This window comes from Uliginosibacterium sp. sgz301328 (assembly GCF_041807905.1).
Lineage (GTDB): Bacteria > Pseudomonadota > Gammaproteobacteria > Burkholderiales > Rhodocyclaceae > JBGVSA01.
This window is the reverse complement of record NZ_JBGVSA010000003.1, coordinates 176219-200669: the sequence shown is the minus strand read 5'-3', so window position 1 is coordinate 200669 and position 24451 is coordinate 176219. Positions and strand designations below refer to the sequence as shown.

Below are 24451 nucleotides of genomic sequence, written 5' to 3'. Positions count from 1 at the left end.
CCCCTTTTTATTTGCCGACCTTACGATGTCCCTGCTCGAACAACTGACCGATGCCTTGCGCATCCTGCCCGGCGTCGGTCCGAAGTCGGCCCAGCGCATGGTCTATCACCTGCTGCAACGCGATCGCGAAGGCGCCGCGCGGCTGGCGGGCGCATTGACTGCGGCGCTCGGTCAGGTCGGCCATTGTTCGCGCTGCAATACCTTTTCGGAAACCGATGTCTGCGAGCGCTGCGCCAGCCCACAGCGAGACGGTAGCGTGCTATGCGTGGTCGAAATGCCCTCGGACTTGGCCATCATGGAGCAGACCCTCGCCTACAAGGGCCTGTATTACGTGCTGATGGGGCGCATTTCGCCGCTCGATGGCATCGGCCCGCGTGAGCTCAAGCTGGATAAGCTGATCAACCGTGCCACGGATGGCGCGGTCCAGGAAGTCATCGTCGCCACCAACTTCACCAACGAAGGCGAAGCCACTGCGCATTACGTCGGCGAGATGCTGCGCGCGCGCGGGCTCAAAGTGAGCCGGATTGCGCGCGGCGTGCCGGTTGGCGGCGAGCTGGAACACACCGATATTGGCACGTTGGCGCAAGCACTCTTCGAGCGTCGGTCGCTCTAGCCGATTCAGTCCTGCGCTGCGTAAGGTGCGCCGCCGAGGCTCACCGGCGGAGTGGCATGTGCCTCGCGCCGGATCTTCTCGGTCGGCGCGACCACTTCAGCAATGCCCGAGGTCACCACTTCCCCGTTCTGGTTGACGCACTCGCAATCGAAGCGAACGCGCTTCTTCGCGTCCACTTTTTCCGCGCAGCGCAGTGTCACCGTCAGTCTGTCGCCGAAATGCACCGGGCGGCGGAAACGCAATTGCTGCTCCACGTAGATCGTGCCCGGGCCGGGCAACTGTGTGCCCAAGACCGTCGAAACGAGTGAGCCAGTGATCATGCCGTGCGCGATGAGGCCCTTGAATGGCGTGGCGATCGCGTATTCGACGTCGAGATGCGCCGGATTCACATCGCCAGAGAATGCAGCGAACAACTGCACGTCCGCTTCAGTGATCGTGCGCGTGAGCGTTGCCGTTTCGCCCACGGCGATTTCGTCGTAGGTGCGGTTCTCGAGGATCATCATCAGCCTCTGACGATGTTGTAACCGCCGTCGATATGGATCGTCCCGCCCGTCAGCGAGCGTGCTCCGTCACTGACGAGATAGGCGCACAGCGCGCCGACGTCGTCGATGTCCACCAGTCGGTGCAGGGGGGAGCGCTCGATGGCCGTTTCCATGAGCTGGTCAAAATCGCGAATGCCCGATGCCGCGCGGGTCGCCAGTGGGCCCGGCGAGATCGCATGGACGCGGATGCCGCGCGGGCCGAGTTCTGCCGCCATGTAGCGCGAAGCCGATTGGAGCGCGGCCTTGACCGGCCCCATGATGCCGTAGTTCGACACCACTTCATCGGCGCCCTGGTAGCTCATCGTCAGCATGCAGCCGCCGTTGTGCATCAACGGCTCGGCCAGTCGGGCCATGCGCATGAAGGAATGGCAGGAAATGTCCATGGCCCGCATGAAGCCTTCGCGCGAACTATCCACCACGCGGCCGTGCAGGTCGTCCTTGGGAGCGAAGGCAATCGAGTGCACCAGGAAGTCGAGCTTGCCCCACTGGTTCTTGATGGCGTCGAAGACGGCTTCCATTTCGCCTTCGTGCTCGACATCCATCGGCAAGATCAGTTCGGCGCCCACTTCTTCGGCGAGCGGCCGTACGTAGGGTTCGGCCTTGGCGTTGAGGTAGGTGGCCGCAAGCTTCGCGCCTCCGCGCTGGAAGGCCTTGGCACAGCCGTATGCAATGCTGTGGTCGTTGGCGATTCCAACGACCAGCCCGTGTTTGCCCGTGAGATTGAACATACCGTCTTCCTTTATGTGCGCCTGCAACAAAGATAGACGGTAATCCGTAGGATTTCTCTGTTTTGATCAACGAATGCTGCGTTGCAGCGAGAACCCTTGGGCAAGGCCGGCGCGCCTGCGGAACATCCGCGTCGCCGCGCCGGCCAAACGCTTACAGGACGGCCGGATCGATCTCGCCGACGTTGTTGAACACGTAGTCGGGCTTGTAGGGAAAGTGAGCCATGATTTCCGGCGTCGTCACGCCAGACAGCACCAGTGCCGTCTTCATGCCGGCCTCCATGCCGCCGACGATGTCGGTGTCCATGCGATCGCCGATCATCACCGCCTCTTCGGCGTGTACGCCGAGCTTGCGCGTGGCCAGCGTCATCATCAGCGCATTGGGTTTGCCGACGATGTAGGGCTTCTTGCCCGTGGCCGCCGAAATCGCCGCCAGGATCGTCCCCGCAGCCGGCTCATTGCCGCCTTCGATCGGGTCGATCATGTCCGGGTTCGTGCCGATGAACTTGGCGCCGTTGTCGATGAGGCGCACTGCCTTCTTCAATTGGTCAAAATTGAACATGGTGCTCTTGGCGACCACCACGTAGTCGGGGTTTGATTCCGACATCGAAAAGCCCACGTTGTACAAGGCGCTGATCAGGCCGCCGCCGCCCAGCACGTAAGCCGACGCGTGTTCCTTCTGCTGCTTGAGGAACATGGCCGTCGCCATGGCGCTGGTGATGAAGTTGTCCGTGGTGACGCCCTGGATGCCCAGTTGTTCGAGCTTGATTTTCAGATCCAGCGGGGTCTGTTCGGCGTTGTTGGTTAGGAAGAGGAAAGGCGTTTGCGCAGCGAGCAGACGCTGCACGAAATCATTGGCGCCCGGGATCAGTTGTTTGCCCCGGTAAATCACGCCGTCCATATCGCAAATGACGCTTTTGACCATTGTTGTCTGCGGCTTGGTAAGGGTGGAGGAGAAAGTCTAGCGAGTTATGCCAAGAGTTTGACAGGATTCGTCCCAGAATGCGGCCAGATCCAGCAACCAAGCGCCTTTCGGCAGTTTGATCCACCACAAGACTTTAATCGCGCTAGGGTCTTTCGTTATACTTCGCAAGTTTTTGCATTTCGTGACTCTTTTCCGGGGCTTTCAATGAGCGACGACAATAACACTGGGTCGAATACGACCGGCGCCGAAGCCAGTGCCGGTTGTACCGACTGCAGCCGCCGTAACCTGCTGGTTGCCACTGCTGTCGTTGGTGGAGCAGCGGGTGTAGGTGCGGCGGTTCCTTTTGTGGCGAGCTTTACGCCATCCGAACGGGCCAAGGCGGCCGGCGCGCCGGTCGAGGCCGATATCGGCAAGCTGCAGCCGGGCGAAATGATGACCGTGGAGTGGCGCGGCAAGCCCGTCTGGATCATCCGTCGTACCAAGGAGCAACTGGCCGAGCTGGAGAAAGACACCTCTCTGCTTGCCGATCCGGAATCGACTCACGCAGACCAGCCCCCCTACATCAAGGGTGCCTATCGTTCGATCAAGCCTGAATACCTGGTCTGTATCGGTATCTGCACGCACCTGGGCTGCTCGCCGTCGCCCAAGTTCGTCGTGGCCGACCCGGCCATGGGGGGCGACTGGCCGGGAGGTTTCCTGTGCCCGTGCCACGGCTCGACGTTCGACCTGGCCGCCCGCGTATTCAAGAACAAGCCGGCGCCGGACAATCTGCCGATTCCGCCGCATTACTACCTGTCGGATACGCGCATCCTGATTGGCGAAGACGGAAAAGGGGCCTAATCGATGAAGGGCAACGTTCAACAGTATGCCCAGCAGCTTCTTGGCTGGGTCGACGCGCGCTTTCCTGCCTCCAAGCTCTACAAGGAGCACATGGCGGAGTACTACGCGCCCAAGAACTTCAATTTCTGGTACTTCTTCGGCTCGCTCGCGCTGCTGGTGCTGGTCATGCAGATCGTCACCGGCATCTTCCTGGTGATGCACTACAAGCCCGACGCCGCACTCAACGATTCCGGCATCCCGGCGGCCTTCGCCAGCGTCGAATACATCATGCGCGACGTGCCGGGCGGCTGGATCATCCGGTACCTGCACTCGACGGGCGCATCGGCGTTCTTCATCGTGGTGTATCTGCACATGTTCCGCGGGCTGCTGTATGGCTCGTACCGCAAGCCGCGCGAACTGGTCTGGCTGTTTGGCGTGGCGATCTTTCTGTGCCTGATGGCCGAGGCCTTCTTCGGTTACCTGCTGCCATGGGGCCAGATGTCGTTCTGGGGGGCGCAGGTGATCGTGAACCTGTTCTCGGCGATTCCGCTGATCGGGCCCGACCTGTCGCTGTTCATCCGCGGCGACTACGTGGTGTCCGACGCGACGCTGAACCGCTTCTTCAGCTTCCACGTCATCGCCATCCCGCTGGTGCTCGTCGGTCTGGTGGCAGCGCACCTGATCGCGCTGCATGAAGTGGGCTCGAACAACCCTGACGGGGTGGAAATCAAGAAGCACAAGGACGCCAATGGCATCCCGCTGGACGGAATCCCGTTCCATCCGTACTACACCGTCAAGGACATCTTCGGCTCGGTCATCTTCCTGATGGTCTTTGCGCTGATCGTGTTCTTCATGCCGGAAGGGGGGGGCTACTTCCTCGAAGCCAACAACTTCCTGCCCGCCGACCCGCTCAAGACGCCGCCGCACATCGCGCCAGTGTGGTACTTCACGCCGTTCTACTCGATCCTGCGTGCGACCACGTCCGACTTCATCTGGTGGCTGGCGATCCTGGCCATCATCGTGGGGGTGCTGAGCTTCCTGAGCGCAAAGAAAAAGTCCGGCAAGACGGCATCGCTGGTCATTACGGCCGTCGTGGTGGCCGTGCTGTTCCTGCTTGAAGCCAAGGTCTGGGGCGTCGTGCTGATGGGCGGCTCGGTGCTGCTCTTCGCCTTCCTGCCGTGGCTGGACCGCAGTCCCGTCAAGTCGATCCGCTACAAGGGGCCGCTGTTCAAGACGATTCTGGGCGTCTTTGTCGTCGCGTTCATCATCCTCGGCTACCTCGGCATCCAGCCGCCGTCGCCGATCGGTGGGCTGGTTTCGCAGATTTGCTCGATCCTCTACCTCAGTTTCTTCGCCTTCATGCCCTGGTACTCGCGACTGGACAAAACGCGGCCTGAGCCGGAAAGGGTGACCGCCTGATGCGCACTATGACCAAGATCCTGCGTTCGCTGGCGCTGGCCGGCTCCGTCATGCTGGCTCCGCTGGCGGCTCATGCCGAAGGCGAGCTGCATCTGGACAAGGCTCCGCTGCAATTCGACAACGCCTCGCTGCAGAATGGCGCCAAGTTGTTCGTCAACTACTGCCTGAACTGCCATTCGGCGAGCAACTTTCGTTACAACAAACTTGAGCAGATCGGACTCAACGACGACCAAATCAGGGATAATTTGCTGTTCACCGCCGACAAGGTCGGTGAGCAGATGAAGGTGGCCCTGCGCCACGAAGACGGCAAGGCCTGGTTCGGGGCCGCGCCGCCCGACCTGACGCTCATCGCCCGCGCGCGCGCGTCCGAAGCCGGCAGCGGCCCGGACTGGCTGTATACCTACCTGCGCAAGTTCTACCGTGACGACTCGCGTCCGACCGGCTGGAACAACCTGGTCTTCCCCAATGTCGGCATGCCGCATGTGTTGTGGGAGCTCCAGGGCGAGCAGGTACCCAAGATCGTCACCAAGGACGACGGGCATGGCAACCAGACTTCGATCATCGAAGGGCTGGAAATTGCCGTACCGGGCAAGATGTCCAAAGACGAATACGATGAAAACATCGCGGACCTGGTGTCTTTCATAACCTGGATGGGCGAACCCGCACAGGAGACACGCAAGACCATCGGCTGGTTCGTTCTGGCCGTGCTGGCCGTGCTGGCGGTGCTGACCTATCTGTTGAAGCGCGCCTTCTGGAAAGACGTGCATTGACCGGATGTGCCACCGAAATGATGTTGTTAGCCCGTCGCGACAGCGATGCGCCGCCCGCGCGGCGCATTGTTCGCGACAATGAGTATTCCTGGAGTAATTCCGCAATGATGAATCTTTATTCCGGCACCACGGACCCCTTCAGCCACCGTTGCCGGATCGTGCTGTTCGAAAAGGGAATGGACTTTCAGGTGATCGACGTTGACCTGTTCAACAAGCCTGAAGACATCGCCGTCATCAACCCGTACAACCGCGTGCCGGTGCTGGTTGACCGTGACCTGGTGCTCTACGAGTCGAACATCATCAACGAGTACATCGACGAGCGCTTCCCGCATCCGCAACTGATGCCGCCCGATCCGATCATGCGTGCCCGTGCCCGCCAGTTGCTGCACACGCTGGAAAACGAGCTGTTCTCGCATATCGAAGCGCTGGAAAAGAACCAGAAGACGGCCGACAAGGCGCGCGCCCATGTGCGCGACCAGTTGCTCCAACTGGTGCCGATGTTCGTCAAGCAGAAGTACATGCTGGGCGACGAGTTCTCCATGCTCGACGTGGCGATCGCCCCGCTGCTGTGGCGCCTCGAGCACTACGGCATCGACCTGGGCAAGACCGCCGCTCCGCTCATGAAGTACGCCGAGCGCATCTTCACCCGCCAGGGCTTCATCGACGCCCTGACCCCGTCCGAGCGCGCCATGCGCCGCTGACATTGCAGCCGCCGCCTCCGGGTGGCGGTGTCGCGACACGCCGGGCATGTTCCCGGTGTGCGCGGCGTGACACAATGTCCAGACTTTCCCCGCCGATCCGACCATGAGCCAGACGTCCACCAAGCCCTATCTTGTACGTGCGCTCTTCGACTGGTGCGTCGACAACGGATTCACGCCCCACATCGTGGTGGCCGTGGATGCCTCGACGCGCGTGCCCGCGGCTTTCGTCCGCGATGGTCAGATCGTGCTCAACATCGCGCCTTTCGCCACGCACCAACTGTCCATCACCAACGAGGACGTGACCTGCCAGGCGCGTTTCGGCGGCGTCGCGCATTCGCTGTATGTGCCGATGGGTAACATCATCGCCATCTACGCGCGCGAAAACGGGCAAGGCATGGCGTTCGAGCCGGGCGACCATGTCGGCCCGGGCATCGAAATGGCGGGCACCCAGCCTGCGGCCGCTCCGGCGTCCGCGACGAAACACGACGACGAACCGGACCCGTCCGGCGACAAGCCGACGCCCCCGGGCGGTCGTGGCGGCCATCTGCGCGTCATCAAGTAAGCACGCCGTAAGGGCGTTCCAGCGACGTCCATCCTTCGAGCGGGCCTGACTAGCCCGCCCTCAGCACATGTGCGTGTTCGTCGCTGCTCGTGGCGTCGCTCCGGGCAAGCGGCGTCACCATCGATTCATAGAGCTGCGCCATGCGACGCGCCATCTCGTCGGCGCGCCAGCGGTGCGCATACTGTCGAGCCTGCTCGCCCATTTCCTGTCGGAGGACGGGTGACTCGAGCAGTCCGCGCACGCATTCGGCAAAGCCTCGTACGTCGTCCGGCGCGACCATCGCGCCCGGCGCACCTTCCAGAATGTCGCGCGTGCCCATGACGGACAGCGCCACCACCGGCTTGCCCTGCGCCATGGCTTCCAGCAGCACGAGACCCTGCGTCTCGGTGCGCGATGCGAACACGAAAACGTCGGCCGCCCGGTAACAATCGGCCAATTCGTGGCGTCGGTCCAGGTAGCCTAGAAAGCGCACCTGGGCGGTCAGGCCCGCGCTTGTGACCTGTTCGCGCAACGCGCCCAGCGCGGGCCCTTCGCCCGTGACCAGCAGCAGTGCCTCGGGATGCGACGCGCGCAACTTCCCCATCACTTCGATCAGGAAGGCGATGTTTTTCTCGTGGGCCACGCGCCCGACAAAAAGCAGCAGCGGACGATTGGGTTCGATGCGATAACGCGTGCGGAAATCGTCGCCGTCGCCACCGCCGAAGCGATCGTTGGGCAACCCCGTGGGGAGGATGTGCACGGGCCGTTCCACGCCATACGCAGCCAACGTGTCCGCCATAGCGCGCGAAGGAACGATGACGGCATCCAGCGCATTGCATTGCGAACGCGAAAAACGTCGCGCCGCGCCGCGCATCCAGCCTTCCGGCAGGAAAGGCACGTAGTGGTGCAGGTATTCTTCGAAATAGGTGTGGTAAGTCGCCACGGCGGGCACGCCCAGCGTCCGCGCGATTTCCAGTCCGGCGTAGTGCGCCACGAACGGCGTCTGGATGTGGACCAGGTCGAAGCGCTCCGTCCCCTTGCGATGCGCGGCGAGCCATTGCCGGATCGCGCCGCGCTTCATCATGCGATCCTCGGGGTCCATCGGCAGGTAGCGCGATTCGATGCGAATGACGTCGTCGTGATCGTCCTCGGCGGGGTAGGCCGGAGCGAGCAGGGAGGTCCTGACGCCCTGTGCGTGGAGTTCGGCCCTGAAGGTTTCGATGGAGGTCGAAACGCCGTTGATGCGCGGAAAAAAGACGTCCGAGATCATCAGCACGTGCATGGAAGGCGCCCGGGAGGAGATGAATTCCGCCGACTGTAGCGAGCGCCCATGACTGCCATGTTGCAGTGCCCATGAGGGAAAGCCTGCCTTGCCGGCCATGCCCGCCCACCTACCATGCCGGCATGCACACGACCTTGTACTGGATGCGCACGCGGCGCCTCACCATCACCCTGCTGGTGCTTTGGTTTGCCGCGACGTTTACCGTCAGCTTCTTTGCGCGCAGCCTGAACGCGTGGACCTTCCTGGGCTTTCCACTTGGCTTCTACATGAGCGCGCAGGGCGTGCTGATCATCTATCTCATCATCGTGTGGGGCTACGCGCATCGCATGGATGCGCTGGATGACGAAGCCCTCGAAGCCGAATCCGCAGCCGACCGTTCAACGCACTCCTGACCGGGTGATCACTGTTCGCGCTCGTCCTTGTCGCCCTTGAGCCCCAGGCGCTCCATGCGGTAGCGCAACGAGCGGAACGTCACGCCGAGCTGCCGCGCGGCTGCCGTCCGGTTGCCTTCCGTGCGGCCCAGCGCATCGACGATCGCCTGGCGTTCCACGCGATCCAGGTAGTCCTGCAATGCACCGCCCGGTGCGGGGGCCTCGGTGCCCACGCTCTCCTCGTGCGGCGGGTCCAGGCGCAGATCGTCCGCATCGATGCGCGGCCCCGTTGCCAGCGCCAGCGCACGTTCGAGAATGTTCTCCAGCTCGCGCACATTGCCAGGAAAGCCGTAGTGCTCCAGCGCACGCAGCGCTGAAGGCGTCAGCACCGGCGCCTCGAGCCCGGCATCGCGGGCCAGGCGCTGCAGGATCGAGTGCGCCAGCAGCGGCACGTCTTCACGTCGCTCGCGCAATGACGGCATGGGAAGCTCGATCACATTGAGGCGATAGAACAGATCCTGCCGGAAGCGGTTCTGTTCAACGCGCTCGCGCAGGTTCTGGTGCGTGGCGCTGATGATGCGCACGTCGACGGGTTGCTCCTGTGTCTCGCCGATGCGCCGGACGCGGCGCTCCTGGATGACCCGCAGCAACTTCACCTGCATGGCCAGCGGCAGGTCGGCGACCTCGTCGAGAAACAGCGTGCCGCCGTTGGCGGCCTGGAAGAAACCGTCGCGATCCGATTCGGCGCCGGTGAAAGCCCCTTTGCGATAGCCGAAGAACTCCGACTCCATGAGGTTTTCGGGAATCGCACCGCAGTTGACCGCCACGAAAGGCTTGTCAGAACGAGGCCCGAGCACGTGGATCATGCGAGCCGCGCGTTCCTTGCCGCTGCCGGACTCACCCGACACATACACAGGGGCCTGGCTGCGCGCGAGCCGTTCGACCATGCTGCGCACCTGCTGCATGGCGGCCGACTCGCCGATCATCTGTTGCGTGTCGGGCGGCGCCTCGGTTTCCGCGAGGGGAACGTCCAGCGCCGATTTGACCAACGCTCGCAACTGTTCCAGCGATACGGGCTTGGACAGATAGTCGAACGCGCCGGCCTTGAGCGCGGCCACCGCGTTGTCGGTGCTGCCGTGCGCAGTGATGACGGCCACCGGCAAGTCCATGCCGTGCGTGGCAATGTGGCGCACTACCTGCAGGCCGTCGCCATCCGGCAGGCGCATGTCGGTCAAGCACAGCCGGTAGCTTTTCTGCGACAGCAACTCCATCGCTTCGCCGACCGACCCCGCCGTGTCGGCCCCCAGGCCCATGCGCGAGAGCGAAAGTTCGATCAACTCGCGGATGTCATCCTCATCATCGATGACCAGGATGTCTGCCCCGCGGCTGCGGGTGCGGCGGTCGGTGTCGGGTTGTGTCGTCATGCGGCACTCCTGGCGGTGATCCGGAAGAGCGCGCCGATGGTGCTGTCCATCAGGCGCAGATGCGCGTCATTGGCCTCGGCCAGTTCGCGGGCGATATACAGGCCGAGCCCCGTCCCCTTGGGGTCGGAGGTGAAAAATGGTTCAAAGACCTTGTTGCGGTCGGCCGCAGGCACGCCCGGGCCGTCGTCCTGCACCTGGATCGCGATGGCGCCGTCGGCGGCGAAGGCTTCGAGCCGCACCGAATCGGCGTTGCCGCGGCAGTGCCGCAGCGCGTTGCTGACCAGATTGGTCAGGATCTGGTGCAGGTGCACGCGATCGAAGCTCACGCGCAGGGCCGGCTCGCACTCCAGTCGCACACACGCACTGGCTTGCGGCGTGTGCAGTTCCAGCTCATCGACGAACGTGCGCAGGAAGACAGCCAGCTCCAGCGACTCGGTCGTGATGTGATCGCGCCGGCCCAGTTCCAGGACGTCCTTGACCATGCGCTCGATGCGCGCCGCGTTGTCCTGCACGATCCGCAGCAGTCGCAGTTGCAGGTCACCCCGTTTCTCTTCCGCCAGCAGATCCGACGCGTGCGTGATGGACGACAGCGGGTTGCGGATCTCATGCGCGATGTTCGCGGTCAGCCGCCCCAGCGCCGCCAGCTTGATCTGCTGTGCCTGTGCCTGGATGCGATCGAGGTCTTCGAGGTATAGCACGCGGTCGCCGCCGGCTTCTGCCACGCGCAGGCGCAGCGTGCGGCAACTGGCGGGCGAACGGAACGTGGCGCGCTCCAGGCCCTGGTCGTGGCGTGCGGCCAGGTCGGCCAGAATCGGCGAAAAATCCACCAGCAGCGAGCCAGGACGCATGTCGCGGCCGAGCAGGTCGATTGCGCTCGGATTGCGTTGGCGGATCGCACCTTCGCCGTCGATCACCACCACCCCGTCCTGCATGTCTTCGATGATGCGGGCATTCACGCGCATCTGCCGTTCGAGATCCAATCCACGGCGCAGCGCGAGCTCTTCATTGGCCAGGGCGCGGCGGGCCAGCATGCGCGAGAGCAGGGCGACGGCGAAAAAACCCACGCAACTCATGCCCACGCGGGTGAAGTCGGTGATTTGTCCCAGACCGATCAGCACGCGCACCAACTGCTCGAACAGCACCGCGATCGTCGCCAGTGCGGCAAAGCCCAGCACCATGCGGCCCTCGCTGACGAGTCCGGCCGCGGCCACGGTGACCATCATCAGATACGGAATGCCCGTGCGCGCGCCGCCCGACAGGAACATCAGCAGCGTCAGCACGAAGATGTCGGCGGCCACCTGCAGCGCGAGCATCACATTGCTGGCCTGGCGCTCGGCCGGCAGCGCGATGAACGCCACCGCCAGCAGCCAGTAGACGGCGACCAATGCGAAGAAGACGTGCGGCGAGATCTCGCCGAGGGCGAAGATGCTGCCGAAGATGGCGAACGCGCTGGCGAGGACGACGCGGTAGAGGTTGAAGTAGCGGATCGAAACCGACCGCGACGACTCCTGCGGCAGCGCGTCGGCCGGGATCATGAGTGCGAGGCCGGACCCAGGCGTGCGTGTTCCTGCGAACAATAGAAGTGCGATGCCACGGTCGTGCCTTCGCTCTGCGGCACCAGCACACCGCAATGGGCGCAGGGCAGCATGGTTTCGATGCGTGAGGCAGGTTGCTGCGTGGGCGAGGACGACTCGGTCGGTCGGGTTTTCTTTTTGTCGCTCACCAGCAGCTTGCGCCAGTAATAGATGGCGGCCAGCAGGAGCAGGAACAGAAGGATCTTTTGCATGCCGAAATTCGGGTGTCCGAAGCGGCAGAAGTGTAGCGCGGTGGTCGCACCAGCGTCACGTTCGTCCGACGAACTGCGCTAGAAGCTCCCAAAGTGGCGGGAGCCGGGCCGGGTGCGGGCATGCCCGTCCGGGCCATAGACCGTCGGCTGGTCCGACGCCGACATCAGGATCGCCAGGGCCTGGTGGTTGCTCTTGAGCCGCTCGGTGATGCGGATCCCGTTGTCGGCATTCAGCGTCTGGGCCGTTTCGGCCACGGTGACGAAATCGTCCCAGGCGGCGTGTGACGACTCGCCGAGCAAGGTTTCGATGCCTTGCCGGTTGTTCGGCAGGCCTGCCTGCGCCAGCAAGGCGGCGCGGGCAGCGGAAAACTGCTGCAACTGGCGTGCGATCTGCGTCTTGCGCTCGGCCAGCGCGAACAGCGGCTCGACATCGGGCTGGCCGAGCACGTCACGCTCCTGTTCGAGCACCGTGAGAAAATCGCGCATCTGCGCCGTCTCGGCTGCCACCAGCGAACCGAGTCGTGCGCGCAGCATCGCCAGGTCTGCGCTCATCAGGCCGAACGGGGCTGTGCCGCCAGCATCTGGCGCACGCTTTCGATCAGGCCGTCGGCGACCTTTTCGGAGTCGACCGAGAAACGGCCTTCCGAAATGGCTTGCTTGATTTCGCTGACGCGCGCGCTGTCCACCTCGGGCGTCTGGCCGATGGTCGCTTCGATCTTGGCAAGATTGCCGGACAGCGACGACAACTGCACGGTCGTGCCGGCGCTCGCGGCAGGCGCCGGCGCCGCGGCTTCGCGCCCTGCGCGCGCCTTGCCGCTGCTCTCGCTGCTGGTGGTTCCCGTCGTCTTGACGGAGTTATCGATTTTCACGTCGATTCCCTTCTTGTATGTTCGGGCGTAAGCCCGCCCGATATGGTCAGCCATTCCCGGCTGCACAGCTCCTGTAACGGCCGACCGATACAAAACTTTAGAATTCTTCCGACTTGACGCGCTTCGCAATCTCGTGTGCGCGTCCCGCGACCGGACAACCGAATGCCCACACTCCACGTACTCTACACCGGCGGCACCATCGGCAGTGCCGGCCAGCCCCTGCAGCCCATGGCAGGGGAGGACTTCTCCCGTCTGCTCGATGGCGTGCCCGGTTTTGCAGGCGGTCGCCTGGATGGCGGCGAACTGACCTGGACCCTGAGCTGCCTCGAACCGCCACTCGACAGCGCGGACATGGCGCCACCCGACTGGCTGCGCATCGCGCGTGCCACGCTGGAACGCAGCGCGGGCTGCGACGGCGTGGTCGTCCTGCATGGGACCGACACGCTGGCGTGGACGGCTGCCGCATTGTCGTTCCTTCTTGCCGGCATACCAACGCCGGTCGTGCTGACTGGTTCCCAGCGCCCGCTGGCCGCACCCGGCACCGACGCGATCGACAACCTCAGACTCGCCCTGCGCGATGCCGCCAGCGGCCTGCCGGGCGTCCGGGTGGCTTTCGGTGGGCGGGTCTTGCCGGCGGTCGGCGTGCTCAAGATCGATGCGGCGGCGGATGTAGCGTTCGATGCGCCACGAGGGAGTCTGTCATCCGTGGGCGATTGGGCGGATTCGAATCCCGCCGAACGGCTGGCGCGGATCGATCCTTCGGTGCGCGTCGCTTGTCTGCATCTGTACCCCGGTATCGAGCCCGCAACGCTCGACGCCGTACTGGCGCAGCCGGTTGCAGGGCTGGTACTGGCTGCCTACGGCGCGGGTAACGCGCCGAGTGCCCCGGCATTTCTCGCCTCGCTCCGCAAGGCACATGCGCGTGGCGTGACCATCGTTGTCGTGACGCAGGCTTTGCGTGGCGTCGTCCGCTTGGGCGAATACCAGACCGGGGCCGGGCTGGAGGCCGCCGGTGCGGTCAGTGGCGGCGGGATGTCGCCAGTGGCGGCCTGCGCCAAGCTGTGGGTGTTGCGCGCCCAGGGTTATTCGCAAGCCGACACTGAAGCACTCATGCAGCGCAGCCTGGTGGGTGAATGACCGCGCTGGCGCTTAGACGTCGCGCTGGCGCTTAGACGTCGCGCTGGCGCTTAGACGTCGCGCTCGCGCCAGAGCCGGCGCGACAGGTAGATCACGATGAGGATGTTCACCGCCAGCACACTGCCGCGAATCCAGCTTGCGTGGCGGCTCAGCTCATAGATTTCCACCGGAATGAAGGCGCCGGCGCTGAGGACGGCAAACCATTCGGCCCAGCGCCGCGCGAACCATAAGCCGTAGGCCTCGACGAAACGCATGACCGAGTACATCGCCGCGAGCAGCGCCAGCAGCCACAGGTTACCGCTCGATGCACGCGCGGCAGCGTCGATGAAAATGCGCGGGTAGTGGCTGGCCGGGTTGAGATGCGAATGGCGGACGAGGTTTTCCGCCACGGTCTGCAGGTCGGCATGGATCAGCGTCAGCAGACCGAAGCCGGCCGCCAGCACGATGGCGCCCTTGGCGGCCTCGAACAGCGCAATCAGGCGCAGCGTCGGCGAAGACTTCATGGCATGGGCGAACGGATGACTGGCTTCGCACGATAGCAAATGTGGTGGGCGCAGTCGTGGTGCGCGCCCACTATTCCACTGACACGACCACCACGCCGGGCTCACGCGCGATGCCGTTGAGCACGCGATTGCTCGCCAGCTTGACACGCACCACCTGTCCGCGTGCGGCGGTGTTCAAGGCGCGGCCTTCATTGACGACCGAAAATCCTTCGCCCTGAGTGACGATCTTCACCGTCTGCCCGGCCTGTATCGCGGCATCGGTCTTCAAGTAAACCGCGCGCAAGGTCTGCTTGTCCGAGAGCGCCTGCCGTACCGACTGACCCACCGCCTGGTCGACGCGCGTGATCACATCATTGGGCTGCGCCGTAATCTCGCCCCGCACCACGGCCATGTCTTCCGCCGTCAGCACCTGTCCGCCCGACACCGGGCGCGCCATCACCACGTAGGCTCCATCGATCTGCACGCGTGTCGGCACATAGAGGGACGCGTTCGTCCCCTGCGTGCAGCGCACGCCGACCGTCACCGTCTTCCATATGCGCGCGCCGGGCGGCAAAAAGGCCTCCCATACCGTGCACGATTGCGTGGCCGCGCTTTCCACGATGCGGCCGACGTCCACCGACACGCTGCCCTGCACATCGGCCGTCTGGCGGATCACGAACTGTTCGACCGTGCGCCGGATGGCGTCTGTCCCCGTCGTTTGTGCCAGCACAGCCGATGGCAACAGCAGGGCGGCAAGCAGCAGGCGAGGGAACATGGCGGGGAACTCCGGTCTGGCAATGACCGCATTGAACCGTATCGCACGCGCGAGGCATCGCCCGAGCAAAGGCGGTTTGGCGGCTCTTTCTTCGCTTTGCGCGAAGCGCCGGGCCGGCAAGGATTGCCGGCGGCTTGCCGCTCGCATGCCGTACCGATCCCTCTTTAGCCGCCTTTTTTGCCGTCTTATCGGCCGAATGAGGTCGCGGGCGCATCGCTACGATGCTGGCACGGAAGCTGCACTACGTCCGCCGCAAGGTTGCGATGTGCGACATGGGTGGGCGACGAGCCTGGGGAGAGATGAACATGAACAGACTGGACGATGCGCTGCGCTTTCAGCAGACCGCGCTCAACCTGCGCGCCAAGCGCCAGGAACTGCTCGCCTCCAACATCGCCAATGCCGATACGCCCAACTACAAGGCTCGCGACATCGACTTTGCATCGACGCTTGGTCGTGCGCTGCAAGGGCAGACCCAGCCGCTGCAGATGGCGACCACTTCGGCGGCACACATCGGCGGCACGGCGACGGGGGCGGACCCCAATGTCATGTACCGCACCGAAACGCAGTCGAGCCTCGACGGCAACACGGTGGACATGGACGTGGAGCGCGCCAACTTCACCGAAAACGCCACGCAGTACGAGGCCAACGTCACGTTCATCAACAACCTGTTCAAGACAATGGGACAGGCCGTGTCGGGCCAGTAAGCGCAGGAGATACACCATGAGCATGATGAAGGTTTTCCAGATCGCCGGCTCCGCGCTCACCGCCCAATCGGTGCGCCTGAACACCACCGCCAGCAACCTCGCCAACGCCGACAGTGTGGCAGGCCCCGACGGTCAGCCCTATCGCGCCAAGGAAGTCGTCTTCCAGGCCACGCAGATGGGCGACGGCTACTCGCAGGGCGTCAAGGTCAACGGCGTGGTCGAAAGTGCCGCGCCCCTGCGCATGAACTACGACCCGAGCAATCCGGCGGCAGACGCCAACGGTTTCGTGGCCATGCCGAACGTGGACGTGGTGGAGGAGATGACCAACATGATCTCCGCCTCGCGCAACTACCAGAACAACGTCGAAGTGATGAACACCGCCAAGACGCTGATGCAGAAGACGCTGACCATCGGTCAGGGCTGAGCGTCATAACACTACGCACAACGGGAACCCATCATGGCGACTTCCTCTGTCAACAACAACGCCGCCGCGCAGAGCGTCTATGACCAGCTCAACGGCACCAAGAGCTCGACGTCCAGTACGTCCAGCACCAGCAGTTCGTCTGACCGCATCAAGATGGACTTCCTGTCGCTGCTGACGGCGCAGCTCAAGAACCAGGACCCGCTCAATCCGCTCGACAACGCGCAGACCACTTCGCAGCTCGCGCAGATCAGCACGGTCGACGGCATTGAAAAGCTCAACACCCAGTTGTCGACGATGTTCTCGTCCTTCCAGGCCAACGAGACCTATCAGGCAGCAGCGCTTATCGGCCACCAGGTATTGGTCGAAGGCAATCAGCTCAAGCTCACCGAAGGCGTGGCAGTCGGCGGCATCGAAATGCCTGCGGCGGCCGACAAGGCAACCGTCACCGTGTACAACAAGGACGGCACCAAGGTCGCCGAACTGTCGCTGGGCAAGCTTGGCGCAGGCGCCAACGAATTCGTGTGGGACGGCAAGACCGCCGACGGCACGCAGCTCGCAGACGGGACCTACACCATCAAGGTCGCGGCCAGCAACGAAGACGGCACCAAGGTCACGCCGAAATCGCTCGAACTGGCCTCCGTGTTCTCGGTCGGCAAGAAGGCCGACGGCAGCATCGAACTGGAGGTCGGCCGTTTCGGCCAGCTCTCCATGAGCGACATCAAGCGCATTCTCTGAGGTCACGACAATGGCATTCCAGCAAGGTCTTTCCGGACTCAACGCAGCGTCGAAGGCGCTTGACGTCATCAGCAACAACGTCTCGAACGCAAGCAACGTTGGCTTCAAGCAATCCAACGCACAGTTCTCCGACGTGTATGCCGCCGCGCTCAACGGTGCCGCGGCCGGTGTGCAGATCGGTATCGGCACGGCCGTGGCGGCCGTCACGCAGCAATTCACGCAAGGCAACATCACGCCGACCGACAATCCGCTGGATGTCGCGATCAACGGCGCGGGTTTCTTCCGCATGTCGAATGAAGGTTCGCTGGTCTACACGCGCAACGGTCAGTTCGAGATCGACAAGAGCGGCTACATCGTCAACGCGCAGGGCTATAAGCTCACCGGCTACCCGGCCGATGCGCTCGGCAATATCCTGCCGGCCACGCCGCAGCCGCTGTACGTCGACACCGCCGATCTGCTGCCGCAAGAGACGGCCAAGGTCGAGATGGGCCTGAACCTGGATTCGACCAAGGACCCGATCGCCGCGCCCTTCGACGTCAACGACCCGACGACATACAACTCGTCGACCTCGGTCAGCATCTACGACAGCCTGGGCAACTCGCACATCCTGACCATGTACTTCGCCAAAACGGCGAGCGCGACGTGGAACATGTACACGCAGCTCGACGGCGGTGCCACCACCGCCAATGGCACCCTGGCCTTCGACACGGCCGGCCAGCTCACTTCCGGGATGCCGATCACCCTCAACGGGCTGGCCGTCACGACCGGCGCGCAGTCGCCCATGGGTGGCGCCGGCGGCGTGCAGCTCGACATGACGGGCAGCACGCAGTACGGCAGTTCGTTCTCGGTCAATCGCCAGGTGCAGGACGGTTACGCCTCGGGTCGTCTGTCGGGCATCACCATCGGTTCCGACGGCACCGTGCAGGGCCGCTACAGCAACGGCCAGTCGCGCAACCTGGGCCAGATCGTGCTGGCCAATTTCGCCAACGCCAACGGCCTGATCTCGCTGGGCAACAACAACTGGGCCGAATCGCCCGATTCGGGCCAGCCGCTGGTCGGCGCGCCCAATACCGGCAGCATGGGCAAGCTGCAGGCCGGTGCGGTGGAAGAGTCCAACGTCGACCTCACTGCCGAGCTGGTCAACATGATCACGCAGCAGCGCAACTACCAGGCCAACGCCCAGTCCATCAAGACGCAGGACCAGGTGATGCAGACGCTGGTCAACCTGCGCTGACCAAAGCAGATAAGGGGCCGGCATGGACAAGCTCATCTACACCGCCATGAGTGGCGCCAAGGCCACCATGAGCCGGCAGGCGTCGGTGGCCAACAATCTGGCCAACGTGTCGACCACCGGTTTTCGCGCCGAGATGAACCGCTTGCGCGCGGTGCCGGTGCAAAGCGAAGCGCTGCCTTCGCGCGCACACGTCGTCGAAGCCACCGTAGGTGCCGACATGCGCGCCGGCGCCATCATGCAGACCGGCCGCCCGCTCGACATGGCGATCCAGGGGGAGGGCTGGTTTGCCGTACGTGCCGCCGATGGCAGCGAGGCCTATACACGCGACGGCAGTTTTACGGTCGATGCCAACGGCATGCTGCGCACGCGCAGCGGGCAGGAAGTGCTCGACGACGGCGGCAACCCCATCACGCTGCCGCCCGACAACAGCATCGAACTGGGCGGCGACGGCACGCTCACGGCAACACCGCGCGACGGAACGCTCAACGCCGCCAATCCGGTGGCGCGCCTCAAGCTCGTCAATCCCGACCCGGCGACCCTGCAGCGTCGCGACGACGGACTCTTTCGCACGGCGGGCAATCAATCGGCCGCGGCCGACGACAACGTCAAGGCCCTGGGCGGTGCGCTCGAAGGCAGCAACGTCAGCATGGTCGACCAGATGGTGCAGATGATCTCGCTGCAACGTCACTACGAAATGCACACCAAGCTCCTGCAGACGGCGCAGGAAGACGACCGCGCGGCGACGCAGATTCTGTCGCGCACGTAACGCTCGTACACATTCCGCGCGACGCGAGGCGTGGCGCGGCCCGGCGAGGATTGAGCGGAAAACCGCCTCCTAATCGGCGCAATGGAGCGCCGGGGCGGACGCTAATCTGGCACCACTGCAGGAGGACATTCCCCATGATCAGAGCACTGTGGATCGCCCGCACGGGCCTGGATGCGCAGCAGACGCAGCTGGACACCATCTCGAACAACCTGGCCAACGTCAGCACCAACGGCTTCAAGCGTGCGCGCGCCGTGTTCGAAGACATGCTGTACCAGACCTTCCGCCAGGCTGGCGCCAACTCCACCCAGCAGACGACGATCCCGTCGAGCCTGCAACTGGGTACCGGCGTGCGCCCCGTGGCGACCGAGAAGATCCAAACGCAGGGCAACCTGCAACAGACCGGCAATCCGCTGGACGTGGCGATCAATGGCGAAGGCTTCTTCCAGGTGCAACTGCCGGACGGCACCACCGCCTACACGCGTGATGGTTCGTTCCAGAAGGACTCCAACGGACAACTGGTGACCGCCAGCGGCTACGCGCTGCAGCCGGCCATCACCATTCCGGCCGACGCGCTGTCGGTGACCATCGGCAAGGACGGCACGGTGAGCGTGACGCAGCCGGGCCAGACCGCGGCATCGCAGGTCGGCACCATCCAGATCGCCACCTTCATCAACAACGGCGGCCTGCAGAGCATCGGCGAGAACCTGTATCTGGAAACGGCATCCAGCGGTACCCCGACAGCGAGCACGCCGGGCCTGAACGGTGCGGGTGTGCTCAACCAGAGCTACGTCGAAACGTCCAACGTCAACGTGGCCGAAGAGCTCGTCAGCATGATCCAGACGCAACGCGCCTATGAATTGAATTCGCGCGTCGTCCAGACGGCCGATTCGATGCTCGGCCGCCTCACGCAACTGTAAGGAGCGCGCGATGAGCATCCTGCGACGGATGGGCGGGTTCGCGGCGGTGCTGTCGCTGTCCGCCTGCATGACGGTGCCGCCCACCAACATCGAACAACCCATGACCGCGCGCCCCGCGCCGCTGTCGACCGGCCCGAACAACGGCGCCATCTACCAGCAGGTGGCCATCCGCCCGCTGTTCGAAGATCGCCGGGCGCGCATGGTCGGCGACATCATCACAGTGAATCTCGTCGAGAAGACGAGTGCCAGCAAGAACTCCAACGCATCGGCGGGCAAGAGCTCGACGTTGTCCGCGTCGATTCCCAACATTACCGGCGTGCCCGGCAAGTTCCTCGCTGGCATGGGCGTGGATGCGAGTGGCGACAACAGTTTCTCGGGCAAGGGTGCGGCGGCGGCGAAGAACGATTTCACCGGCACCATCACCGTGACGGTGGTGGACGTGTATCCGAACGGCAATCTGGTGGTGGCCGGCGAGAAGCAGGTCGCCATCAACCAGGGCAATGAGTTCATCCGCTTCTCGGGCGTGGTCAACGCGGCCAACGTCACCACGGCCAACACCGTACAGTCGACGCAGGTTGCCGATGCGCGCATCGAATATAAGGCCACGGGCTACATCGACGAAGCGCAGACCATGGGATGGATGCAGCGCTTCTTCATGAACGTGTTGCCGTTCTGAGCGGGCTGCCGATGTTGGCCCATGGATGTTTTCCACGGGGGGCCAGCGTCGTTGGCCGGGAGTCCGCCCCGGCGGGCGGGTCACTTCTTTGTATCGACAAAGAAGTAACCAAGAAAGCGATCCCCGTGACGCCGCCGGCCTTCGGCCGGTCCCCTGCGCTGCGCGGTCGAGAAGGCGGCTGCGGAACTCGGCCCTCTGGGCCTCAGACAGTCCTCGCCGACCCTGCTTCGCAGGGCAACCTTCTCGCCCTGTGCTGCTCGGCGGCGCCGAAGGGGGATCCCACATCGAGCATCTCCAGTGATCGGAGACCGATGCGGCGACAGCAAGACGAATGAGAGATTGGAATTGCCATGACGACTCGATGGAAACGTAATGTGGTATCGATGCTGCGGGCGGCGCGGCTAGCGCGCGTGGCAGGCGTCGTCATGACGTTCGTCGTCCTGTCGTCGGCACCTACTGCGCACGCGGAGCGAATCAAGGATCTTGCGAGCATCGCCGGCGTGCGCACCAACCAGCTCGTCGGCTACAGCCTCGTCGTCGGTCTGGACGGCACAGGCGACCAGACCTCGCAGGCCCCCTTCACGGTGCAAAGCCTGACCAACATGCTCGGCAACCTTGGCGTGACCGTGCCGCAGGGCACCAACATGCAACTCAAGAACGTCGCCGCCGTCATGGTGACGATGTCGCTGCCGCCCTTTGCGCAACCCGGCCAGCAGTTCGACGTCACGGTGTCCTCGCTTGGCAATGCCAAGAGCCTGCGCGGTGGCACGCTGCTGATGACCCCCCTCAAGGGCGTCGATGGTCAGGTGTACGCCATTGCGCAGGGCAACCTCATCGTGGGCGGCGCGGGCGCGCAGGCCGGCGGTTCGAGCGTCACCATCAACCATCTTGCGGCCGGGCGCATTCCCGCTGGTGCAACGGTCGAACGCGCCGTGCCGATGCCGGTGGGCGATGCCGATACGATTTCGTACGAGCTGGCCGCGGCGGATTTTGGTACCGCGCAACGCGTGGTCGATGCCATCAACCGCAGCACCGGTCCCGACACCGCGTGGGCGCTCGATGCGCGCCGCATCCAGGTGCGGGCACCCGCGGCGCCCAATGAACGTGTGGCCTTCCTGGGGCGCGTCGAGAACATCGAGGTGACGCCGTTGATGGGAGCGGCCAAGGTGATCGTCAATTCGCGTTCCGGTTCGGTGGTGATGAACCAGGCCGTGACGATCCAGGAGTGCGCAGTGGCGCACGGCAATCTCTCGGTATCGATCGACACCGAGCAGCAGGTCAGCCAGCCCAATTCCTTCTCGCGCGGCCGCACGGTGGTCACGGAAAGTGCGCAGATCGATCTCAAGCAGGGCAGCGGCAACCTCGTGCGCATGCGCGCCGGCGCCAACCTCGCCGACGTGGTGAAGGCGCTCAACGCCGTCGGAGCTACGCCGCTGGACCTGATCAACATCCTGCAGGCGATGAAGTCGGCTGGTGCATTGCGCGCCGAGCTGGAAGTCATCTGACGAGCGCCGCGCCATGCTTGACCAGATCAACACACTCGACCCGAACAGCCTGACTGCCCTCAAACGCATGTCGAAGGACAATTCGCCGGCGGCGATCAGGAGCGCGGCGCAACAGTTCGAAGCGTTGTTCCTGCAAAACATGCTCAAGTCGATGCGCGATGCCACCGTCACGTCCGACGCGACGGGCAGCGAGACGACACGCTTCTACCAAGGCCTGTACGACCAACAACTGGCCGCGATGATGGCGCAGCGCGGTGGCATCGGACTGGCCGACATGATGGAAAAGCAGATGGGCGCGCAGGCGGCCGCTGCCCAGAACGCCGCCGCAACCAGCACAACGACTGCCGCTAACGTGCCCCTGTCGCTCGATGCGGCTCGCGCGGCCGCCGCGCACGCAGCCTCTGGCGACAAAGTGCCGACCACGCCACAGGCGTTCGTCGACGCAACCTGGCCGCAGGCCGCCAAGGCTGCGCAATCGCTGGGCGTGCCCGCGCACTTTCTCATCGCGCAGGCCGCACTGGAAACGGGTTGGGGCAAGTCGCAGATCCGCAACAAGGACGGCACACCAAGCTACAACCTCTTCAACATCAAGGCGGGCAGCAACTGGACCGGCAAGGTGGTCGAGGCGCGTACCGTCGAATACGAAAACGGCCAGCGCAAAGTGCGTGTAGAGCGCTTTCGTGCCTACGATTCGTATGAGCAGGCGTTTCAGGATTACGCCGATCTCGTCGGCAACTCGCCGCGCTACGCCAAGGTCGCCGGCAAGACCGATGGCCACGCCTTCGCACGCGCATTGCAGGAAGGCGGCTACGCGACCGACCCGTCATATGCGGACAAGCTCGCCCGCGTCATCAACGGCAACGCGCTGCGCCAACGCCTGATGGCTTCGGCCGCATCCGCGCGCGGCTGATAAATCCGCCCTGTCTGCGTCTGTCATATCTCTGTCACGGCGTCGTCATATCGCCTCGGTAGCGTGACGCCCTTTGTTTTGAACAAAGGATGTCGCGATGAAGAGGTTTGCACGTTCGGTTGCCGGCTCGACGCTGGTTGTGATGATGCTGAGCATGCTGACGGCATGCGGCGGTGACGACAACAACAACGACTCCAGCAGCCCGAGCGGTGTGAGTTCGTCGTCGTCCTCTTCCACGTCGTCGCGCAGCTCAAGCTCTACTTCGTCCGTGAGTTCGTCGGCGGCCTCCAGCGCGTCGTCGAGCGCGGCGTCCACGTCGTCTTCAAGCGTCGCGTCGTCGTCTTCGTCTTCCGTTGCGCCGGGTGTGTGGGCCAGTGCAGTGGCGGGCAACGTGCTGGCGGTCAAGCTGTCGGCGCTCAAGCCGACGCAGGGCGGTCTTGGATTCGATCAGGTCTACTACAAGCTCGGCCGCTACGAGGTGGACGTTGCGAAGAAGTTCGATGATTTCTGCGCCGATGAAGGCATGACGGGTGTTGCGACGTGGTCGGCCACGTCCACGCTCAAGGATTCGACGAGCTTTGTCTGCACGGTGACCGATACGACGCTGCGCGACACCTCGGTACTCGGCACGGTCGTGGTCGGCCCGAACGGCGATTCGCTCTACCTCACCGACGGTCACCATGGCCTGTCGACCTACTACGAAGTGCCGGACGGCGGCCCCGACCTGGTGGTGCACGTGCTGGTGCGCAACAACCTTTCGGCGTACTCGGGCTCGGCGTTCTGGACGCAGATGCAGAGCAACAATTATCTGTGGCTCAAGAATGGCAACGATCAGACGATCACCACCGCGCAACTGCCGGCGGGGTTGGGCTTCAGGAACGGCATGACCAACGACGTGTTCCGTTCGCTGGTGTACTTCACGCGTGACGTGGGTTACAGCAAGCCGGCTTCCAGCCCCGATTACCTGGAGTTCTACTGGGCCGAGTGGCTGCGCGGCAACGCGAGCTTCAACCTTGCGAGTTACGACCTCACCAAGCTCAATACCGGCATCACCGATCCGTCGACCGACACCGGCTACCTGGGTGCGGTGTGGAACGCGTCGACCTTGATGTCCAATGCCACCGATCCGATCATCGCCGGCAAGACCGGTACCGATCTGGGCAAGCTCTCGCCCATCAACGGTGGCAAGGCGTACAACAAGGGCACTTTCGGCGATCTGCTGAAGACCATGTCCGACACCAAGCCGGGCAAGATCGCCTACACACTGAACTACAAGTCCGCGCACGGCCTGTAGGCTGGAGCGGTAGAGGAGCGGGCCCGGTCATGTGCCGGGCCTTTTTCGTTAATGTTGGCCAACAAAAAAGCCCGCATCGAGCGGGCTTCTTTTTGAGCGCGTGGC

Annotated in this window: 30 protein-coding genes; 18 read left to right on the top strand and 12 right to left on the bottom strand. The window is 63.9% G+C overall.

Features of this window, described 5'->3' with window-relative positions; genetic code table 11:
* The first annotated feature begins 25 nt into the window (after nt 1-25).
* On the top strand, nt 26-613 hold the full coding sequence (gene recR / locus ACDA63_RS03680) for a recombination mediator RecR (RefSeq protein WP_373661821.1): 588 nt from the start codon (nt 26-28) through the stop codon (nt 611-613).
* A gap of 5 nt (nt 614-618) precedes the next feature.
* Here recR and ACDA63_RS03675 read toward each other — a convergent pair whose 3' ends face one another.
* The 3 genes from ACDA63_RS03675 to ACDA63_RS03665 form a co-directional block, all read right to left on the bottom strand.
* On the bottom strand, nt 619-1116 hold the full coding sequence (locus tag ACDA63_RS03675; RefSeq protein ID WP_373661820.1) for a MaoC/PaaZ C-terminal domain-containing protein: 498 nt from the start codon (nt 1114-1116) through the stop codon (nt 619-621).
* Complete coding sequence (fabI, locus tag ACDA63_RS03670; RefSeq protein ID WP_373661819.1) at nt 1116-1883, bottom strand: enoyl-ACP reductase FabI; 768 nt, start codon at nt 1881-1883, stop codon at nt 1116-1118. The genes ACDA63_RS03675 and fabI overlap by 1 nt, the downstream gene beginning before the upstream one ends.
* Before the next feature lie 151 nt (nt 1884-2034).
* Nucleotides 2035-2805 carry an HAD-IIA family hydrolase gene (locus tag ACDA63_RS03665; RefSeq protein WP_373661818.1) on the bottom strand — a complete coding sequence of 257 codons (771 nt, stop codon included), beginning with the start codon at nt 2803-2805 and terminating at the stop codon, nt 2035-2037.
* Nucleotides 2806-3009: 204 nt separating this feature from the next.
* On the opposite strand from ACDA63_RS03665, the gene petA reads away from it, so the two are divergent.
* The 5 genes from petA to ACDA63_RS03640 all read left to right on the top strand — a co-directional run bounded on the left by petA (nt 3010) and on the right by ACDA63_RS03640 (nt 7076).
* Entirely contained in the window at nt 3010-3645 is a 636-nt protein-coding gene (petA, locus tag ACDA63_RS03660) for a ubiquinol-cytochrome c reductase iron-sulfur subunit (protein WP_373661817.1), read from the top strand.
* A 3-nt stretch (nt 3646-3648) separates the two neighbouring features.
* On the top strand, nt 3649-5043 hold the full coding sequence (locus ACDA63_RS03655) for a cytochrome bc complex cytochrome b subunit (protein WP_373661816.1): 1395 nt from the start codon (nt 3649-3651) through the stop codon (nt 5041-5043).
* Nucleotides 5043-5813, top strand: coding sequence for a cytochrome c1 (locus ACDA63_RS03650; RefSeq protein ID WP_373661815.1), 771 nt, complete (start codon nt 5043-5045; stop codon nt 5811-5813). Before ACDA63_RS03655 ends, ACDA63_RS03650 begins: the two co-directional genes overlap by 1 nt.
* Before the next feature lie 104 nt (nt 5814-5917).
* Nucleotides 5918-6514, top strand: coding sequence for a glutathione S-transferase N-terminal domain-containing protein (locus ACDA63_RS03645; protein WP_373661814.1), 597 nt, complete (start codon nt 5918-5920; stop codon nt 6512-6514).
* A gap of 103 nt (nt 6515-6617) precedes the next feature.
* Nucleotides 6618-7076: a ClpXP protease specificity-enhancing factor gene (locus tag ACDA63_RS03640; protein WP_373661813.1), complete on the top strand. Its 459-nt coding sequence runs from the start codon at nt 6618-6620 to the stop codon at nt 7074-7076.
* A gap of 49 nt (nt 7077-7125) precedes the next feature.
* Here the strand turns inward: ACDA63_RS03640 and ACDA63_RS03635 are convergent, their stop codons facing one another.
* On the bottom strand, nt 7126-8337 hold the full coding sequence (locus tag ACDA63_RS03635) for a glycosyltransferase (protein WP_373661812.1): 1212 nt from the start codon (nt 8335-8337) through the stop codon (nt 7126-7128).
* A gap of 122 nt (nt 8338-8459) precedes the next feature.
* On the opposite strand from ACDA63_RS03635, the gene ACDA63_RS03630 reads away from it, so the two are divergent.
* A complete protein-coding gene (locus ACDA63_RS03630) occupies nt 8460-8729 on the top strand; it encodes a DUF4212 domain-containing protein (RefSeq protein WP_373661811.1) in 270 nt (89 codons plus the stop codon).
* Between the two features lie 8 nt (nt 8730-8737).
* On the opposite strand, the gene ACDA63_RS03625 is transcribed toward ACDA63_RS03630, so the two are convergent.
* The 5 genes from ACDA63_RS03625 to flgM form a co-directional block, all read right to left on the bottom strand.
* Nucleotides 8738-10132 carry a sigma-54-dependent transcriptional regulator gene (locus ACDA63_RS03625; protein WP_373661810.1) on the bottom strand — a complete coding sequence of 465 codons (1395 nt, stop codon included), beginning with the start codon at nt 10130-10132 and terminating at the stop codon, nt 8738-8740.
* Nucleotides 10129-11667 (bottom strand): PAS domain-containing sensor histidine kinase, encoded by a 1539-nt coding sequence (locus ACDA63_RS03620; RefSeq protein ID WP_373661809.1) that lies wholly within the window; start codon nt 11665-11667, stop codon nt 10129-10131. The genes ACDA63_RS03625 and ACDA63_RS03620 overlap by 4 nt, the downstream gene beginning before the upstream one ends.
* Nucleotides 11664-11918, bottom strand: a complete 255-nt coding sequence (locus ACDA63_RS03615; RefSeq protein ID WP_373661808.1) for a PP0621 family protein — start codon at nt 11916-11918, stop codon at nt 11664-11666. Before ACDA63_RS03615 ends, ACDA63_RS03620 begins: the two co-directional genes overlap by 4 nt.
* A 78-nt stretch (nt 11919-11996) precedes the next feature.
* Nucleotides 11997-12470: a flagella synthesis protein FlgN gene (locus tag ACDA63_RS03610; protein WP_373661807.1), complete on the bottom strand. Its 474-nt coding sequence runs from the start codon at nt 12468-12470 to the stop codon at nt 11997-11999.
* On the bottom strand, nt 12470-12787 hold the full coding sequence (flgM, locus tag ACDA63_RS03605) for a flagellar biosynthesis anti-sigma factor FlgM (protein ID WP_373661806.1): 318 nt from the start codon (nt 12785-12787) through the stop codon (nt 12470-12472). Before flgM ends, ACDA63_RS03610 begins: the two co-directional genes overlap by 1 nt.
* Before the next feature lie 162 nt (nt 12788-12949).
* Between flgM and ACDA63_RS03600 the strand changes: the two genes are divergently transcribed.
* On the top strand, nt 12950-13924 hold the full coding sequence (locus ACDA63_RS03600) for an asparaginase (RefSeq protein WP_373661805.1): 975 nt from the start codon (nt 12950-12952) through the stop codon (nt 13922-13924).
* A 50-nt stretch (nt 13925-13974) separates the two neighbouring features.
* Here ACDA63_RS03600 and ACDA63_RS03595 read toward each other — a convergent pair whose 3' ends face one another.
* Together ACDA63_RS03595 and flgA are read right to left on the bottom strand one after the other, a co-directional pair.
* On the bottom strand, nt 13975-14427 hold the full coding sequence (locus ACDA63_RS03595; RefSeq protein WP_373661804.1) for a DUF2127 domain-containing protein: 453 nt from the start codon (nt 14425-14427) through the stop codon (nt 13975-13977).
* Between the two features lie 70 nt (nt 14428-14497).
* Nucleotides 14498-15181, bottom strand: coding sequence for a flagellar basal body P-ring formation chaperone FlgA (gene flgA, locus ACDA63_RS03590; protein WP_373661803.1), 684 nt, complete (start codon nt 15179-15181; stop codon nt 14498-14500).
* Between the two features lie 305 nt (nt 15182-15486).
* Between flgA and flgB the strand changes: the two genes are divergently transcribed.
* The 9 genes from flgB (at nt 15487) to flgJ (ending at nt 23052) form a co-directional block, all read left to right on the top strand.
* Complete coding sequence (gene flgB / locus ACDA63_RS03585; protein WP_373661802.1) at nt 15487-15885, top strand: flagellar basal body rod protein FlgB; 399 nt, start codon at nt 15487-15489, stop codon at nt 15883-15885.
* 16 nt (nt 15886-15901) lie between these two features.
* Entirely contained in the window at nt 15902-16309 is a 408-nt protein-coding gene (gene flgC / locus ACDA63_RS03580) for a flagellar basal body rod protein FlgC (RefSeq protein ID WP_373661801.1), read from the top strand.
* Nucleotides 16310-16342: 33 nt separating this feature from the next.
* A complete protein-coding gene (locus ACDA63_RS03575) occupies nt 16343-17044 on the top strand; it encodes a flagellar hook assembly protein FlgD (protein ID WP_373661800.1) in 702 nt (233 codons plus the stop codon).
* A 10-nt stretch (nt 17045-17054) separates the two neighbouring features.
* Complete coding sequence (gene flgE / locus ACDA63_RS03570; protein WP_373661799.1) at nt 17055-18278, top strand: flagellar hook protein FlgE; 1224 nt, start codon at nt 17055-17057, stop codon at nt 18276-18278.
* 22 nt (nt 18279-18300) lie between these two features.
* On the top strand, nt 18301-19044 hold the full coding sequence (gene flgF / locus ACDA63_RS03565; protein WP_373661798.1) for a flagellar basal-body rod protein FlgF: 744 nt from the start codon (nt 18301-18303) through the stop codon (nt 19042-19044).
* Between the two features lie 134 nt (nt 19045-19178).
* Nucleotides 19179-19961, top strand: a complete 783-nt coding sequence (gene flgG / locus ACDA63_RS03560; RefSeq protein WP_373661797.1) for a flagellar basal-body rod protein FlgG — start codon at nt 19179-19181, stop codon at nt 19959-19961.
* A gap of 10 nt (nt 19962-19971) precedes the next feature.
* Nucleotides 19972-20637, top strand: coding sequence for a flagellar basal body L-ring protein FlgH (locus ACDA63_RS03555; RefSeq protein ID WP_373661796.1), 666 nt, complete (start codon nt 19972-19974; stop codon nt 20635-20637).
* Nucleotides 20638-20987: 350 nt separating this feature from the next.
* Nucleotides 20988-22142, top strand: a complete 1155-nt coding sequence (locus tag ACDA63_RS03550; RefSeq protein WP_373661795.1) for a flagellar basal body P-ring protein FlgI — start codon at nt 20988-20990, stop codon at nt 22140-22142.
* Between the two features lie 13 nt (nt 22143-22155).
* Entirely contained in the window at nt 22156-23052 is an 897-nt protein-coding gene (gene flgJ, locus ACDA63_RS03545; protein ID WP_373661794.1) for a flagellar assembly peptidoglycan hydrolase FlgJ, read from the top strand.
* Nucleotides 23053-23097: 45 nt separating this feature from the next.
* On the opposite strand, the gene ACDA63_RS03540 is transcribed toward flgJ, so the two are convergent.
* Nucleotides 23098-23457: a hypothetical protein gene (locus ACDA63_RS03540; protein ID WP_373661793.1), complete on the bottom strand. Its 360-nt coding sequence runs from the start codon at nt 23455-23457 to the stop codon at nt 23098-23100.
* On the opposite strand from ACDA63_RS03540, the gene ACDA63_RS03535 reads away from it, so the two are divergent.
* Nucleotides 23444-24346, top strand: a complete 903-nt coding sequence (locus tag ACDA63_RS03535; protein WP_373661792.1) for a ParB/Srx family N-terminal domain-containing protein — start codon at nt 23444-23446, stop codon at nt 24344-24346. The genes ACDA63_RS03540 and ACDA63_RS03535 overlap by 14 nt on opposite strands.
* Nucleotides 24347-24451: the final 105 nt, after the last annotated feature.